The organism is Vibrio sp. B1FLJ16 (genome assembly GCF_905175385.1).
Taxonomy (GTDB): Bacteria; Pseudomonadota; Gammaproteobacteria; order Enterobacterales; family Vibrionaceae; genus Vibrio.
This window is the reverse complement of record NZ_HG992750.1, coordinates 1,510,769-1,525,641: the sequence shown is the minus strand read 5'-3', so window position 1 is coordinate 1,525,641 and position 14,873 is coordinate 1,510,769. Positions and strand designations below refer to the sequence as shown.

The 14,873-nt window shown below is 45.0% G+C and carries 15 protein-coding genes; 6 read left to right on the top strand and 9 right to left on the bottom strand.

Going from position 1 to position 14,873, the window contains the following annotated elements; translation table 11 throughout:
* Positions 1 to 148 precede the first annotated feature (148 nt).
* The gene (locus KHN79_RS20860) at positions 149 to 913 is read left to right on the top strand and encodes a ferredoxin--NADP reductase (RefSeq protein WP_182010788.1); all 765 of its coding nucleotides are present in this window, start codon (positions 149 to 151) and stop codon (positions 911 to 913) included.
* A 118-nt stretch (positions 914 to 1,031) separates the two neighbouring features.
* Here KHN79_RS20860 and KHN79_RS20855 read toward each other — a convergent pair whose 3' ends face one another.
* From KHN79_RS20855 to KHN79_RS20820, 8 genes are all read right to left on the bottom strand, one after another.
* The gene (locus KHN79_RS20855; RefSeq protein ID WP_182010789.1) at positions 1,032 to 1,685 is read right to left on the bottom strand and encodes a DUF2057 domain-containing protein; all 654 of its coding nucleotides are present in this window, start codon (positions 1,683 to 1,685) and stop codon (positions 1,032 to 1,034) included.
* A 170-nt stretch (positions 1,686 to 1,855) separates the two neighbouring features.
* Entirely contained in the window at positions 1,856 to 2,998 is a 1,143-nt protein-coding gene (locus KHN79_RS20850) for an AI-2E family transporter (protein WP_182010790.1), read from the bottom strand.
* A complete protein-coding gene (locus KHN79_RS20845) occupies positions 2,991 to 3,677 on the bottom strand; it encodes a potassium channel family protein (protein ID WP_182010791.1) in 687 nt (228 codons plus the stop codon). The genes KHN79_RS20850 and KHN79_RS20845 overlap by 8 nt, the downstream gene beginning before the upstream one ends.
* A 21-nt stretch (positions 3,678 to 3,698) precedes the next feature.
* Complete coding sequence (locus tag KHN79_RS20840) at positions 3,699 to 4,586, bottom strand: HlyD family secretion protein (RefSeq protein ID WP_182010792.1); 888 nt, start codon at positions 4,584 to 4,586, stop codon at positions 3,699 to 3,701.
* 12 nt (positions 4,587 to 4,598) lie between these two features.
* Positions 4,599 to 4,802, bottom strand: a complete 204-nt coding sequence (locus KHN79_RS20835) for a DUF1656 domain-containing protein (RefSeq protein WP_182010793.1) — start codon at positions 4,800 to 4,802, stop codon at positions 4,599 to 4,601.
* Between the two features lie 2 nt (positions 4,803 to 4,804).
* Positions 4,805 to 6,442, bottom strand: a complete 1,638-nt coding sequence (locus KHN79_RS20830) for a TolC family protein (protein WP_182010794.1) — start codon at positions 6,440 to 6,442, stop codon at positions 4,805 to 4,807.
* A 10-nt stretch (positions 6,443 to 6,452) separates the two neighbouring features.
* Entirely contained in the window at positions 6,453 to 8,651 is a 2,199-nt protein-coding gene (locus KHN79_RS20825) for an FUSC family protein (RefSeq protein ID WP_182010795.1), read from the bottom strand.
* A 404-nt stretch (positions 8,652 to 9,055) separates the two neighbouring features.
* On the bottom strand, positions 9,056 to 9,913 hold the full coding sequence (locus KHN79_RS20820; protein WP_182010897.1) for a DMT family transporter: 858 nt from the start codon (positions 9,911 to 9,913) through the stop codon (positions 9,056 to 9,058).
* 460 nt (positions 9,914 to 10,373) lie between these two features.
* On the opposite strand from KHN79_RS20820, the gene KHN79_RS20815 reads away from it, so the two are divergent.
* Together KHN79_RS20815 and KHN79_RS20810 are read left to right on the top strand one after the other, a co-directional pair.
* Complete coding sequence (locus KHN79_RS20815) at positions 10,374 to 10,844, top strand: GNAT family N-acetyltransferase (protein WP_182010796.1); 471 nt, start codon at positions 10,374 to 10,376, stop codon at positions 10,842 to 10,844.
* Positions 10,845 to 11,036: 192 nt separating this feature from the next.
* Positions 11,037 to 11,324 carry a hypothetical protein gene (locus KHN79_RS20810; protein ID WP_182010797.1) on the top strand — a complete coding sequence of 96 codons (288 nt, stop codon included), beginning with the start codon at positions 11,037 to 11,039 and terminating at the stop codon, positions 11,322 to 11,324.
* Between the two features lie 58 nt (positions 11,325 to 11,382).
* Here KHN79_RS20810 and KHN79_RS20805 read toward each other — a convergent pair whose 3' ends face one another.
* The gene (locus KHN79_RS20805) at positions 11,383 to 12,432 is read right to left on the bottom strand and encodes a serine protease (RefSeq protein ID WP_182010798.1); all 1,050 of its coding nucleotides are present in this window, start codon (positions 12,430 to 12,432) and stop codon (positions 11,383 to 11,385) included.
* Positions 12,433 to 12,773: 341 nt separating this feature from the next.
* Here KHN79_RS20805 and KHN79_RS20800 point away from each other — a divergent pair, with 341 nt between their 5' ends.
* From KHN79_RS20800 to KHN79_RS21700, 3 genes are all read left to right on the top strand, one after another.
* On the top strand, positions 12,774 to 13,526 hold the full coding sequence (locus KHN79_RS20800) for a phosphatase (RefSeq protein ID WP_182010899.1): 753 nt from the start codon (positions 12,774 to 12,776) through the stop codon (positions 13,524 to 13,526).
* A 139-nt stretch (positions 13,527 to 13,665) separates the two neighbouring features.
* Positions 13,666 to 14,055, top strand: a complete 390-nt coding sequence (locus tag KHN79_RS20795; RefSeq protein ID WP_182010799.1) for a cytochrome b562 — start codon at positions 13,666 to 13,668, stop codon at positions 14,053 to 14,055.
* 150 nt (positions 14,056 to 14,205) lie between these two features.
* On the top strand, positions 14,206 to 14,565 hold the full coding sequence (locus KHN79_RS21700) for a hypothetical protein (protein WP_224915410.1): 360 nt from the start codon (positions 14,206 to 14,208) through the stop codon (positions 14,563 to 14,565).
* The last annotated feature ends 308 nt before the right edge of the window (positions 14,566 to 14,873 follow it).

Below are 14,873 nucleotides of genomic sequence, written 5' to 3'. Positions count from 1 at the left end.
AGTATTTATTCTAGATCTAATGCGTCGAGATGTAATAAAATTGTTCTGTAAGTGTGAAATAAACTAGTTATCTATGTAAACTTTAAGCTTTACATAGTGAATTTGGAAGCGTAAGTTTATTTGAGATGAGCTAAAAGGGAGAGGTCTCATGACAGAACTGAAAAACTTCAATCTCGCTAAAATTGAGAAGCGAATAGATTGGACTAGCGATTTGTTCAGTTTAAGAGTGTCTGGCGCTCCGCTTTCTTTTAAGGCTGGTCAGTTTACTAAGCTCGCTTTACTCGATGATGACGGAAATCTGATCAGCCGTGCGTATTCCGTTGTTAATGCTCCGAGTGAGCAGTTTGATTGGCTAGAGTTCTTAATCGTTGCAGATAAGCAAGGCAGGCTGTCACCAAAATTACAAAAGCTGAAAAGTGGCGACGGGATCTATGTTGGAGAAACCGCTCACGGTGATTTGATACAGGATATTATCCCCAAACAAGCTCATGATCTCTGGCTGCTTTCTACCGGTACCGGTATTGGCCCTTTTCTTTCTTTGCTCGATGACATTAACGTGCTTCCACATAACGAAAAGATAGTGCTGGTTCATGGTGTTCGTTATGAAAAAGATTTGGTTTATAAATTCTTAATCGAGCATCTCGTCCAGCGTTATGAGGGGCGGTTAAAGTACGTGCCGATCATCAGCAGAGAATCGGTGGAAGGTAAACTACAAGGTCGAATTCCGGAGCTAATCGCCTCAGGCGAACTGGCAAGACATGTGGATGTACCGTTTTCGCCTTCTAAAAGCTTTGTGATGCTGTGTGGTAACCCGGAGATGATTAAAGATACATTGCCAGTACTGCAAGAGTGCGGCTTAGAGAAGTTTAGGAACCGTACGGGTGGTAACATCATCTACGAACGTTACTGGTAAGTCTGATACATCAAGTGACCGACAATGTCATTGTTTTCGAAGGTTATAAACGTATATAAAAGCCGCTATTACCGCGGGCTTTTTGTATTTCAGCAAATTAGGTTCGGTGAAGAAGATTTTATTGCTGGTTGATGTACGCTTTGAAGCGAGCCTTAGTTTCCGCATCGGCTTTTTGATACCAGAAGTGCAGCATTTCCTCTGCAGTGGAGTCAGAGTTTTTCTGCTTCATGTCTTCCGGAATTTCTGCAGGGAGCGTCATCGGTTGAACATATGCTCCTGCGACCGCGATTGCAGCTACACCACCGTCCCGGTTGTAATCTTCAACTTCGCGAACATAATCGCGACCTAGCTGCAAGCCTGGCTTAATAAGTTTATCTTGCTTAACGTTAAGCGCATTGCCGGATGCATCAACCAGTTTCCAGTCTAAGTTTTTGATTGAGTCTTCTGCATCATTTATGTTGCGGTATTTCGGAAGTTGGAATGTTAACTCAGAGTCTGCTGCTGAGAACCGGGCGACAATCGCATCACTTTCGACGCTCAAGCGATCGTTCCCTTGATTGAAGTAAGGAGAATAACGGAACACGATCTGGTTGACGCCGTCAGGTAGCGTGAACGTTTTTTCTGAAGCCAGGAAGCCACCAGATAGCTTCACTGTTTTCCCGTTTGCCGCTAAAACGGAAACGTCGTCAGGAACGCTGATGGTTACGTCAGCAAATGCGATGCTACTCATAGCCAAAGCGAGCGCGCAAGTTAAAGGCTTGATCAATTTCATTGTTTTTATCCTAAGCACTATCTATTAGTGAACATCGAGAGTGCAACGTTATGTGTTTGATTGCAACTGTCGAGTGTAATTAGTTTGAAAATTTCACATTAGTTTCATTCTCTAGATAAAAACAAACCGCTGCAATGCAACGGCTTGTGTTGGGGCTAAATCAGATGGCATCAAATTCCCGCGCCATGACCCGATTCATTCGGTTCATCTGAGCTTTCTGTTAGTTTTGCTATCTTCTGTTCTTGGTGTTCGCTGCTCAGCCACCATACAAACAACTCATACCAAATCGCCAGCACAACTGCACCAATAAACAGACCTACGATGCCGTAAACAAGCATCCCACCGATAGCACCCAGTAAAATCACCGGCATCGGTACATCGACTCCACGCCCCATAAGCATAGGTTTTAGTAAGTTTTCAGAAAGTGCACCAACAACAGCCCAAACGGTAAATAAGGTTGCAGTCGTGCTGTCTTGCGTCATGTACATATAAGCAATAACAGGCAGTACCGCGAGCAGTGCTGGTAGCTGGGCAATACACAAAATCATAAGGATCAGAGTAAGCAAACCAGCTGCCGGAATATCAAATACAAAGAAGCCGGCACCGATAAGCAGCGCTTGGATTGCAGCAACGCCGACCACACCAAGTAACACGCTCTTAATCGTTGCTGCGATTAATGTCGTCCAGCTTTTCGCATTGTCACCAGCAACGCGGATAGCAAGCGTAGTTAATCCTGATGCCAATGATTCTGAGTAAGTCATAAAACCAGCGGCGATCGCGAGAGACAAGATTGAGAGTAATACGCTGCCTAACGCTCCACCAACCATGCCGAGCAGAGAAGTTAATGTAGACTTAATCTGGGGCATAAAGGTTTGGATAGCTTGCTCGATGTTCGTCGCAAAGAGAGTCCAGACGCTGTAAAGCTTATCACCTACGATTGGCCAGTCAGCAACGGAAGCCTTCGGCCCCGGAATTTTAACCTCTCCGCTCTGTAATACTTCAAGCGCATGCGTTGCACCGTCAAAAATGGAACCTGACACCAAAATCAGTGGTACTACGAGTAGAGCAATACCAAGTAAAGCGATAGTAGTTGCAGCCAGGCCACGTCGGCCGCCATACATACGTTGTAGCTTCAGGGTTACCGGCATGAGTGCAACAGCGATGATTGCCCCCCAAATCACGGGAAGAATGAAAGGCCTGATAATGTCGTACGTAAACATGAACAACACAAAGACCAGGCCAATACGTATTGCTGATTCCACCATGTTGCTGATGAAAAGCTTACTGTCGTTTCTTTCCGATTGTTTATTCATTTTTATCTACCTGATTATCAATGTTAGAGCTGACGAGGCTCGAAACCACAATTGCCATATAAAACACACCTGTAATGGCCTCCAAATAAACGATGACCTGAGCCAACGGCGTCAGAGGGCTGATGTCCCCATAACCGAGCGTGGTTAGGGTAACGAAACTGAAATACGCGGCATTGGAGAAATTTTCTCCCCAAGAGATGGCTTCCATACCAGTGAAAGACTGTGGTGAAAACTCGAGCAAAATGAGGTAAGCGATGGCCCACATCAAACCAAGCAGTAAGAACAGGGCAACGGAACCAATCACTTTGTTACTGTTAATGTGGCCGGTAAATAAGATCTGTCTGGCAATTGATTTAAAGGTGCCAAAGAAAAACGCGAAAGTTAAAGCGAGTGTTACGACGTTCATTTCCTGTATATGAAATATCGCTTTTATCACAATGGCGAACACCCACACACCCGCAAGGGTATAGAGGAATCTCGACCAGGTCTTGTCGAATCGCAGACTGGCAAAGCAGACGATGAAAGTTATAATCGTAAATAATTGTAATATAAGCTCAATTGCAACTTCATCAATGGCCTTAGCCAAAGCGCCACCGATTAATAGAACGATGAGTGCTAAGGTGAGATAAAAGAAGTTGTTTTCTTCATTAATGTTTTTGAGTTTTATACCAATGCTCATGGTTTTTCTCTCATTTAGTGTTTATTCATTGTTTTCTGGGGAATCTTTCATCACCATAATGGATGCAGAAAGGCCGAACCGAAGATCAATACCTTCTGGCAGTTCCTGGATGGAAATACGAACTGGGATCCGCTGTGCCAAGCGAATCCACTGGAACACCGGGTTTACATTGGGCAACAGGTTGTAACCCACAGTGCCGTCGCTTGGTGCAATACCCCAACCAATAGAGTCGACTTTTGCATCAATCGGCGTGTCCGGATGCGACATTAAGGTGACACGTGCTTTACTGCCCGGTTCTATTTCCTGCAACTGGTTTTCACGGAAGAAGCCAAACACCCAGAAACTGTTTTTGTCGATAAGCGCCAGCAAAGGCTGATTGGCCACCGCTTGGGTGCCGTTGCGAATATCCAGGTTAGAAACAAACCCATCGACGGTTGCATAGACCTTGGTATAGCTGAGATTCAACTTGGCGGACTTTAACTGCTCTTCTGCTGATTTGATTTGCAGTAAAGATTCTTCATAAGTGATTTCACGACGGATAAGGTCTTTGTGCGATACCGCGCCCCGGTCTTTAGCCCGGATATCCTTTAAGCGGTCGTATTCGATTTTTTTACCACGGGAGCTGATGATGGATTTTTCCAGTCCCACTTCCGCCTGAGACAAGGCGACTTCGTAAGTTGTCGGATCGATTTCAAACAGTAAGTCGCCGGTTTTTACCTCCTGGTTGTCCTGTACTGCGACATTCACAATGGGGCCGGATACCCGAGGCGCAACTTTTATGACGTTGGCGCGTACCTGGCCGTCTCGTGTCCAGGGGTTGTTAAAATACTCTTCAAATTTTTGATAGCCGAGCCAAGCCGCGCCACCAAGAATGACAAGATTGAGTGCAATTACGATTAATTTTTTCATCTTGTTTGGCACCTAAAATTGAATATAAAAACTGTCGATGGCCACCACATATAAGATCATGATGGCGATAAAAGTCAGTGACGGGAAAGCGATAAAGCGTGACAAACGGGTCTTATTTAACAGGATCACCGTTATCCAGGTTGCCGTCACAGCAAGGATCAGCACCAGAAGTAAAGGGGAGAAATACACGTCACCCCAAGAGAGTTCATAAGGCATAATTATGGCTCCTCTCCATTGGATTCAGCGCTATCTGCTGCCTGTATTGGCAGTAGTGGCAACACGCGGTTGTCTTGATCAAGGTATCCGTTCCAGTCCGTACGTTCATTCATCTGTTTAGCGATGGTTTCTGACAGGAAAGGCTTACCAGTTTGTGCCTGCCAGCCGCCGCCAAGGGATTTGTAAAGTGCCACGACCTGATTTGCTACGTCGCCTTTGATAGAGGCGTAGCTATCTTCTGCCCGAGTCATTTTTTCGACTGAACTGAGCAGGCGTTCAAATGAGATTTGACCGTTCTCATATTGTGTCATCGAAATATTGAACGCACGAATCGAAGAGTTTACAGACTGCAAACGTAACGCTTTTTGTTGCGAATACAGGTCGTAGGCTTCTAAGGCATTGGTTACTTCATTTACCGCCTGGAGCACTTTCTTGTTGTAGTTGGTTAAGGTTTCCTGGAAGCTGGCATCTTCGAAGCGAATGTTATTCTTCACCCTTCCATACTGGAAAATGTTCCAGCTGAAGGCCGGGCCAATCACCATTGTGAGAGAATCACTGAAGCTAAAGCTGCTGCCATCCGGCACGGTACTGTCAATACCGATAGAACCGAACAGAGAAAAACTAGGGTACAGAGCCGCTTCTGCAACACCAATCTGTGCACTTTGAGCACGGGCTTGCATCTCAGAGACTTGCAGATCTGGCCGACGCATCACCAGATTTGCATCTATCTGGGTGCCTACTTGTGGCGGGTGAGGAACGATCGATTTTTCATCATTGCCGGATAATGCCGGCTTTCTTCCGCTTGATTTAAATTGGGCTTCATAACTCGCGATGCGTTCAGGAAGGCCGTTGGATGAGAGGATGGAATCGATTTCTTGTGGCAAAACTCCGAGCAACAGAGCAATCGCTGTGCGCGACTGTTTCATTGCTATCTCAAGGCTTGGTTGAGCAGCTCTCGTGGTATAGAGCTGGTTTTGGGCTTGCTGGACATCAAGCTCTGTCACATTACCAGAGTCAAACTGAACCTGGGTGATGTGCACTACACGTTCCTGAATGGCGATGTTGCGTTCAGACAGTAATATGCGCTCCTGGAAGGTACGGTAATTGATGTAATTACGTACAACCTCCGAGGTGACGGTGACCATGATGTCGTGATAAGAGGCTATCGTTGCGTAGTAGCCCGCTTCAACCGACTCAATACCACGTGCGTACTTACCCCAGATATCCATTTCCCATGCTGCATCAAAAGAAAGTGCGGCGTTATTGAATCCCCGGTCGTTAATGTAAGCTCGCGCTAAATTACCAGACGCGGTTTGTACTTGCGGGTATTGCAAACCTGTAGCGACACCGACTAACGCGCGTGCCTGGACAATACGTAATCCTGCCGCTTCCAGATCTAGGTTTTGCTGGCTGGCCATATCAACCAGTTGATTCAGTGTCGGATCGTTAAACTGTCGCCACCATTGTTGTATCTGTTGTTCAGTCCGCTGCGTATCTGCTGCTGATGTTTGTTTCGACCAACTACTAGGCAGTGCGGATGGCTGCGGATGGACATAGTCAGGCCCCACAGTGGTACATGCACTGAGCCCGACCAGAGTAATGATGGCGAGGCTTGGTTTAGTTAATTTTTGAAGCATCATATCCCCACCTTTAAAACCGCTTCTGTTGTAAGTTTACCCAATCGATATCCTCGTAGGTTTTCTTGCACTCTTTCATTGCTTCGAATACGTTCCGTTTTAAATTTAGCAAGATATAAAAACCAGCAATCTCCGAATGCGCGTAGTCAGATAAATCCAGTTCACTAAAAAAATCTTCCAGTTTGTCTTCAAAGGATTGGTAATCCTGGCTGTATTGTTCAAAAACGAAGTCGAGTTCTTCTGTTATCTGATCGCGGGATAACGCTCCTGCCATCAAAGGTAGAATGGTGTCACGGTGTTTCTGGCGAAGTTCGTTTATCAGCGGGTTTGCCAGTAATTTCTTTTCAGCAACCATAAGGACGTTGATGTGGTTGCATAACACATCGCAAGATTTGCTGAATGCACTGATTGCTTCCGGCGCAGTCTGGTCAAAATACTTGTGGTTTATCTTCGACCCCCAGACTTTCATCTTTTTCGCTGACACGTTCAAAGTCACCAAGTGCAGAGCGCGTTTCAGTGATGTGAAAACAGAATCCGACTGTTTTTGATAGGTGGCAAACAGCTCTCTTGTATGCCGGAAATAGCGCTCTTTTATCGTCAAAAACAAGTGTTCTGGTCTGGAGTTGAACGGAAAGTAGTGTGAGAAAATGATCATGAAAACGACCATGTAGAACAGCGTCATGATCGTCATCATGATACCGAAGTGGTAGAACATTTGATTGTTCAACCCAAGTACAAACAGGCCGATCATATAAAAGATGGTGATTGGTCCGTTGAAAAGGTAAAAGCCGATAAAGGTATAGATGAAAATGAACAGACCTAACTCTATACCAAGATCCAGTTGCGGTAATATGAATACGTAAGACGGCACCGCAAATAAGAACCCAAAGGTAAACAGTACAAGCAACATGATTGGGTGTACCGGCAAGAAGGACAGCAAAGACATGAATATGGTCGAAAAGATGACAAACGAGTAGCCGCCTGGCGGATTAAAGTAGATCCATATCAGTCCGGCAACCCAGTAAGTAACAAAGGTTTTGACCGCTGTTTTAAAGTTCTCTGAATCCCACCATAGAAATTTGCCTTTAGGTTTTGGCAGCTCTATATCGAAAGAGACATTGTTGGTGACAGAATCAATACAGCTGATACTTTCAGCTAAACGTGAAAGGTTCTGATGCATTGATTCAAGCAGATACCCTAGTGTAATTACGGAGCCTTTAGTCAGGTGCGGCGCTGAATCTAATGATTCCTGGTCGTAATCGACCTTAAACTCTTTAGCGCGATAGACGTTTTCCCGGTTGTCCCAGATTTGTTGGCAGATCTGGAACAACTGCTCAACTTCCGCAATCGTCTCATCAAAGTTGCTGATGCATTTGCGATCGTCTTGCAGGTCAAAATGGCTGTGTACGGCAACGCTTAATTGCTGAGTGATCTGCTTACTCAGATGCACGGCTAAGCGCCACTCTTTGATATAAGCTGAAACGTCACTGCACTCCACACTAACTGTTGCGAACCGTTGTTCCAGACTATTTTGAGCGGCAAACATTTCCTCTGTCAGTTCATCGATAGTCAGCTGAGTTGCTTTGCTTTCAGGTTCCTCCGCTGAATCCGAGGTATTCATTTCTTGTTCTTGTTCTTGTCCTTGGTCTTGGTCTGTATGACTGTTTCCGGAAGCCTGTAAGATTGCGACAAACAGAGCTTGTTGAGTCTGATTTAACTTTTCAATGAGTTGCCTCAGGTTCTGCTCAGTTTTGACCGGGAACAGGAATGTGCCTACAAGCGTGTATACCACTACCCCAAATACCGTCATATAGGCACGATCGATACCATAAAGAAATGCACCTTCCGCATCACCGCCATTGGACATCATTAGCGTCATTACTCCGGTGAGCATAAGTAAAGTTGGGTCTTGTTGGTACGCATTACGGAAGTAGAAGATAAAGGACACGACAAGCGAAACGGACAGCATGTACAGAAAGCGATCTTGTGCGAATAGTCCGACCAACAGCAGACCAATAACCGCACCAGCTAAGGTGCCGAGAACCCGCAATGTTCCACTGGCCAAGGACTCGCGCCGGCTGCCTGTTGATGCAATAAGCATCACAGTAGTTGCTGCGGTAGATGCCTGTGGCCATCCCATAGCAAAGGGGATCAGGAAAGCCAAAGTGAGGCTAAGCGATACTTTTATAGCGAATTTAATTTTATCGTTCATAGTCAAAGTTTGCTCAGGCCGGAAATTGAAAATTGATAAATGTGTTATTAAAAAAGCATAAAATCAGTGTTTTATACTGAAAATATTCAGGGTGGCGGAATATAACGAGAGAAAAGAGGCGGTTTGTAAATCTATTGTCAAAATGAAATGCACATTAAGTAGTCAATCTGGCTGTAGCCCTTGCTACGACTAAGGGAATTGGAAAAATGCTCAAACAGCTACTTATGGTGGAGTCTCATTTATAAGACTTTTTCTGGCGCTTCCCGATCAAAGTTTCTTCAATTCTCTACTTCGCCAATGGTTGAGCTGGGTACTTTTTTCTTTGTCATTCATGACCCTACTTCTAAAAAGCATAGATGAAGAATGCGGATTTGAGATGAAAAGTTCTATCTTTATCGGGTTGTTTAGTTTTCGTCGGTGTTTAGAGAGCGGGCTAAAAACACCAGAGCAATACCACCTAAGATGACTGAACTGGTGAGAACAGAATGGAGTGACAAAGATTCACCGAGCAGAGTAGCTCCCAATACGAGGGCAATCACGGGAACCGATAGCTGGCTCACCGCAGCCTGGAGTAAAGACAACTTTTTTATCACGTGATACCACAACAGATAACCCAGACCTGAGGTGACGGCTCCCGATGTGACGGCAAGCACTATTCCTTCAAATGAAAGGGAGAGTGACGAAAGTAAAAATGGAGAGACGAGCAGACTAATCATAGAGGCGGCAATAAAGCCCCACGCGATCCCGCTGCTTGGAGTTGTTGCCTGCTTACCAAGCGCCGTAAAGAAAGCCCAGCAAACACCTGATGTCACCATGAGTGTTGCAGACCATATATCTGGGCGTGTTGCTGACGGGAGCATAAGCCAGGCGAAACCGAGAACAGAGACGGTTATGCCGACTATTTCTAAGGTTTTGAAGCGCTCTCCCTGCCACCAGTGCAATGTGAAAAGTGTCAGTTGTACAGCACCAAACAGAAGTAGCGCGCCGGTCCCTGCTGTCATGTTTATATAGGCATAGGAGAAAAGCATTGCGTAACCAAACAAGGTTAACCCTGCAAGAACGCTGAATCGGCTGGTCGGCTTTTCTGTTCTCCATGTTCCGGCTATTAAAAGAAAGACAATCAGTGTCGCCGCCCCCGAAATTAACCGGATGACTGTAAAGCTGCCTGCATCGCTATATCCTTCTGCCAATGCGAGACGGCACAAGATTGAATTAGCCGCAAAAGCAAGCATCACGACGACAGTCACCAAAAAAGTAAACATTCTCAATCCTTTGTATCAGAACATACGCTCAGTGTAGCGTTAATATTAAGTATCTATACCCAAATAACTTCAAGGTGCTAGGTTGAGCGAGAATGACTTGGTTCACAGGCGCGGCAACGATTTGAAGATCTAGTGGTTCTAAATCAAAAATCGTTAACAAAGGCTGTGAGCCAAGTCAACTCGCCCTTCGGGAGCATGTCACTGACACGATTTCAGCGTCAAATAGTTTGGAAAGAGCTCGCTATTCCGCTGCACTATTTTCCTTGAGCTCATGCCAGTGACAATGCTCTGAATCCTGCATCTTGAAGTCATTTGGGTATAACTAGTTAATTATGTACTTAGTTATAGCTGTACTCGCACATGCATTTAAGTAGGATAGTGCTACTAGAGCCAAAGTGACGAAGTTGGGATTCACGACAGTTGGCATTTTGCAGTTTATCTGAGCAGTAAAGGAATATTCATGGTTACGATAGAAAAATATACACCGGGTCGATATGAGCAAGTATGCAAGTTAAGTGTGCTTGAAGAACAATCGCAGTTTACGGTCGGTGACATTGCTGCAATGTTAGCAAGCTTGGATACTACGGAGTTGCCGCATTTAATTTTAGCGGACGATACCGTAGTGGGGTTTTTCCTATTCGATACCGGATACAATAATCGCTATGATTTTTGTCCCCCAAATAGCCTGGGCGTGAGAGCGTTGCTGGTGGACCACCGGTTTCAGGGGAAAGGGATAGCCAGGCAGGCCATCAGTCAGTTTGCACTGTTTGCTAGATCTCACTTTCCGGCATATCAGGCGCTTTATCTGACGGTGAACTGCCGTAATAACGCCGCTTACCAGTGTTACCTGAAATCGGGATTTGAGGATACAAACGAGCTGTATCTTGGTGGGCCGGTCGGCCCCCAGCACATCATGAAACAAATGCTCTGATATCAGTTAAGTGAGATTCTTAACTTATTGTTAGAAAATCAGAAAAAACTCATAGTCGGCATTTTCCTTCGTTTTATTGGGTTTTTTCCTACACACTAGCGCTGAAGTTTCTTGGTATCTTTTCAGAAGGCAGGAGCACCGGATGTCAGAGTGTTCTTTAACGTCAGGCTACTAAGAAAAAGAACGATAACGATGAATGATTTTGTTTTGCGATTAATGAAATGTGCTCGTGCATACGAAAGCTTTGTAGGTAGTAAACTTTTGAGTAAGCAGAGCATTAATAAGGATGAACTGACCAGGATTCGAAAAGAAGCAATATCAAAGTTTCCGGAGCTAAAAACAGAATATCGGGATCAGCGAGAAGAGACCGTTGAGTTTGAGCTGTTCAACAAAGTACTGCACAACACCATGCTAAAAGTGGGCTTTCGAATCCCGGATAGTCAGGTTGCCAGCTCCAGTTCGATTTATATCCGCAGATAATGAAATTAGCCTTCCGGAACTTAAGCATGATTTAAGGAAGGCTGTTTTACTCTCTGCGCTATCGTATGGATACGCTGGTTTGCTTGCGGCGACGAATCCAACCAAGCCAACCGCCGATTACTAAAAGGCTCGCGCCTAGTGCGCCGCCGCTATCACTATCGCCTTCGTCGACAATGGTTGTCTCTTCCACATTCTCTGAATCGCCTTCGCTGTGATAGCTTTCCGTTGCGGCTAAGCTGGCGTCATAACTGGTTACTACCCCGGTACTGGTATGTTGTTCAATCCAGGATGTGTAATTGAGTATTTCGGTAAATACACTTGGATAAGTGGCAGACTCGCAGACTGATGATCCATAACTGACGATACCAATTTGCTGATACACGCCTTCATCGTCGACATAGGTGAGAGGGCCACCGGAATCTCCGCCGCAAATTCCGCTATACACCCTGTTCTCAAAGCCAGTTGCACATAAGCTTTCCTGTGAGTGAAATCCGGAAACCATGGCTGCACATTCATAGTCCGACAATGGTTCCACTTCTGCCCAGCGTAAATAGTTTGGTACGGATGAGGTAGTGGTTGACGTTTTTCCTAATCCAAATATCTGATATACCGATACATCACTGTAGTCACCAAAGTCTTGCGGTAAAGTAATAGATTGAACGTTATCGGTTATAGGATAGGTGAGTTCAAGTAAAGCGAGATCATTTAGCCACAAGTCACTCTCATCATAGTCAGGGTGAATAATAATTCGGCTAACGTCTTTAAACTCGGATACGTAGACGTCATCCATGGTCGGATTCTTCACTAATACGCGTAAATCGTCCGTGGTCCAGCCGTCAGTAAACGTGTCGGACTGAACACAATGTGCTGCCGTCAGAATGAAACGATCATTCACAACACTGCCGCCACAAATATTGGCAAATTGATTCTCGCCAGTCTTATGCAGAATCAGACGCGCGAAAAATGGCAGTTGATTCAGGGTTGTGGTCTCGCCGCCAACGATGGCTGCGGATATATCTTGCTTGGAGATACTACTGTCTGTACTTGCAGAAGTGGCCACAGGAAACATGAGGAAAGCCCCGCTTAGCAAAACATAATTAAACCTCATAACGTCATCCTTGTTTTTATTGTGTTGTTGTATTTACTGTAGCTAAGACACCGACAAGCACAACATCGCCTGTGTTTAACGTCAATAACCATAGTGCAGTTGTGTGAATGTTGAAAAGTCGATTTGACGACGATTCGCACTGGCGCAAACCAAGCCGCTCGGTTTGCGAGTTATCTCCCAGCTATCAGCTCATATACTTTGTTAACTGTTTTTAGTTTATAACCATTCAATCTAAAGACTTTGGCCGGGTCTGTCAGTCAACCCATTTTCCCTGAAATACGCACCCGGAGGTCATTTGGGTATACAATACCGGAAAGATTGTGCCCCCGAGAGATATAATGATGAAATTTAAGGTTGATACTCACACACATACGTACGCCAGCGGTCATGCCTATAGTACGTTGATTGAAAATGCAAAGTCGGCAAAACAAAACGGGTTAGACATGTTTTGTACTACTGACCATGCAGAGTCGATGCCGGGAGCACCTCACTACTGGTTTTTCTCCAACCAAAAAATTCTGCCTCGTTTTCTCGAAGGTGTCGCGATTGTGCGTGGTGTTGAAGCTAACATTCTTAATACGGAAGGGGAAATTGATATCCCGGTATCAGTAGACCGTAACCTGGATTGGGTGATTGCCAGTTTTCACGAGCCTGTTTTTTCTCCCTCCAATAAGGAAACGCATACTGAAGCTCTTCTTAATGTGATTCAAAGCGGTCGCGTTGATGCGCTAGGGCACCTGGGAAACCCGAATTTTGATTTCGATTTTGAAGCGGTTTTACAGTGTGCGAAACAACATAACGTCGCGATTGAGATTAATAACACCACTCTGAAAGGAAACAGCCGTGTCGGTAGCGTTGATCGTTGCCATGAGATTGCTCAGATAGGTAAAGAGCAAGATGTGTTTTTTACTACGGGCAGTGACGCACATTTTTGCCACGACGTGGGTAATCTTGATTTGGTTGGAGAGCTAATGGACAGAGTCGGGATCAAGAGCGAAAAAGTCATCACCTCCTCGGTGGAGCAGTTTTTATCCTTCCTGGAGTTGCGCGGACGTGACTCTATTGCTGAGTATGACGAGATGCGCAAGGCATAAACTAGATTACATTTTGGGAATGCAGCATTAATGCGTTTCCAGTACACTGCGTGCTCAAATATCCGGTTATCCCGAGCGAAGGTTAACTGAGATAAGCAAAGCCGACATAGAATTCGGCATTATAAATGGAGAAGTGAAGATGTTACGTCCTTTAATTTTAGGGTGTGCGATTGCGTTGGGTTCAAGCTACGCAATGGCGGAAGCGGTCGATCTCAAACAAAACATGAAGCAGATGAAGATGGATTTCAAACAAGCGGCTGAAGCGTCGGATGTTGAAACCATGAAGTCAGCCATTGATAGCTTGCAAGCGATTGTAGAACAATCTAAGCGTGGTAACTACCCGCCTGAAAAGTTTGATACCTTCCTAGAAGGTTTCAATAAATTGTCGGTAACACTGGACAAAATCGAAGCAGATTTGGATGCTGGTAATCTGAAAGAAGCCAAAGCACAGCTGCGTGAGATTGATAGTCTTCGTGAAGAGTATCATGACAAGCGTAACCCAAGTATCTGGAGCAAACTGTTCGGCTAACTTTGATGGACAGCACAGCAATGATTGAAAAAGCTCGCAACTTCGCGAGCTTTTTTGTCTCTGCCAGAAAAATAGCCGTGATTCTGTAACCCTTTATTGAGCCTGCGCTTAGAATTGGTTACGCTGTGTGAAATTTGTAAAGTCACCGTTATGCGTAGATTGATTCCTTTTTATCGCTCCATGTTATTTGCCAGTGCGTTAAGTTGGGTACTGGTTACACTAATGCCTGTTATCAGTGCTCATGGTAACAGCATGGGTGTGTGGGCGACACTTTGTACGTTAAATGGTTTCGAACTAGTTCAGATAGAAGAAGGTGATAATTCTGTCACTCACAAGGGCAAACCTTGTCCGTTTAGTCACTTTTCTACCTTCCATCAAGATTCACTTCTAACTACACCTATACTTTCACGACTGAGCTTGGTCATTTCTGACAGTTACACTTTTTTGGCTCTAAGTGTACGATTTGAAACGCCAGTTCCCAGAGCTCCGCCTTTTCTATCCTTTTCATGATTCATTTAAATAATCAGTAAAGCCAGACAAAGAAAGCCCATCAGAGCAGATCACTCTTCACATCCTCCCCCTCCCTCCATTTTCACCGCATAGTAACGCTATGTGGGGAATGAAATTAGTTTTCGTTCAGACATGGAATACCTTCCCGGCCTATTGCACTCGGGGTGGCAAAGCCTGAATCAGTTCAGTCTTTTCCTAAGCTACGAGAGCTTATTGCGTGCCTATTTGTTGTCGCCTCTTTTAACACTAAGTTATAGGTATTATTGGAAGTAGCGTTTTATATTACGACAATAATATGCAATCTCTTG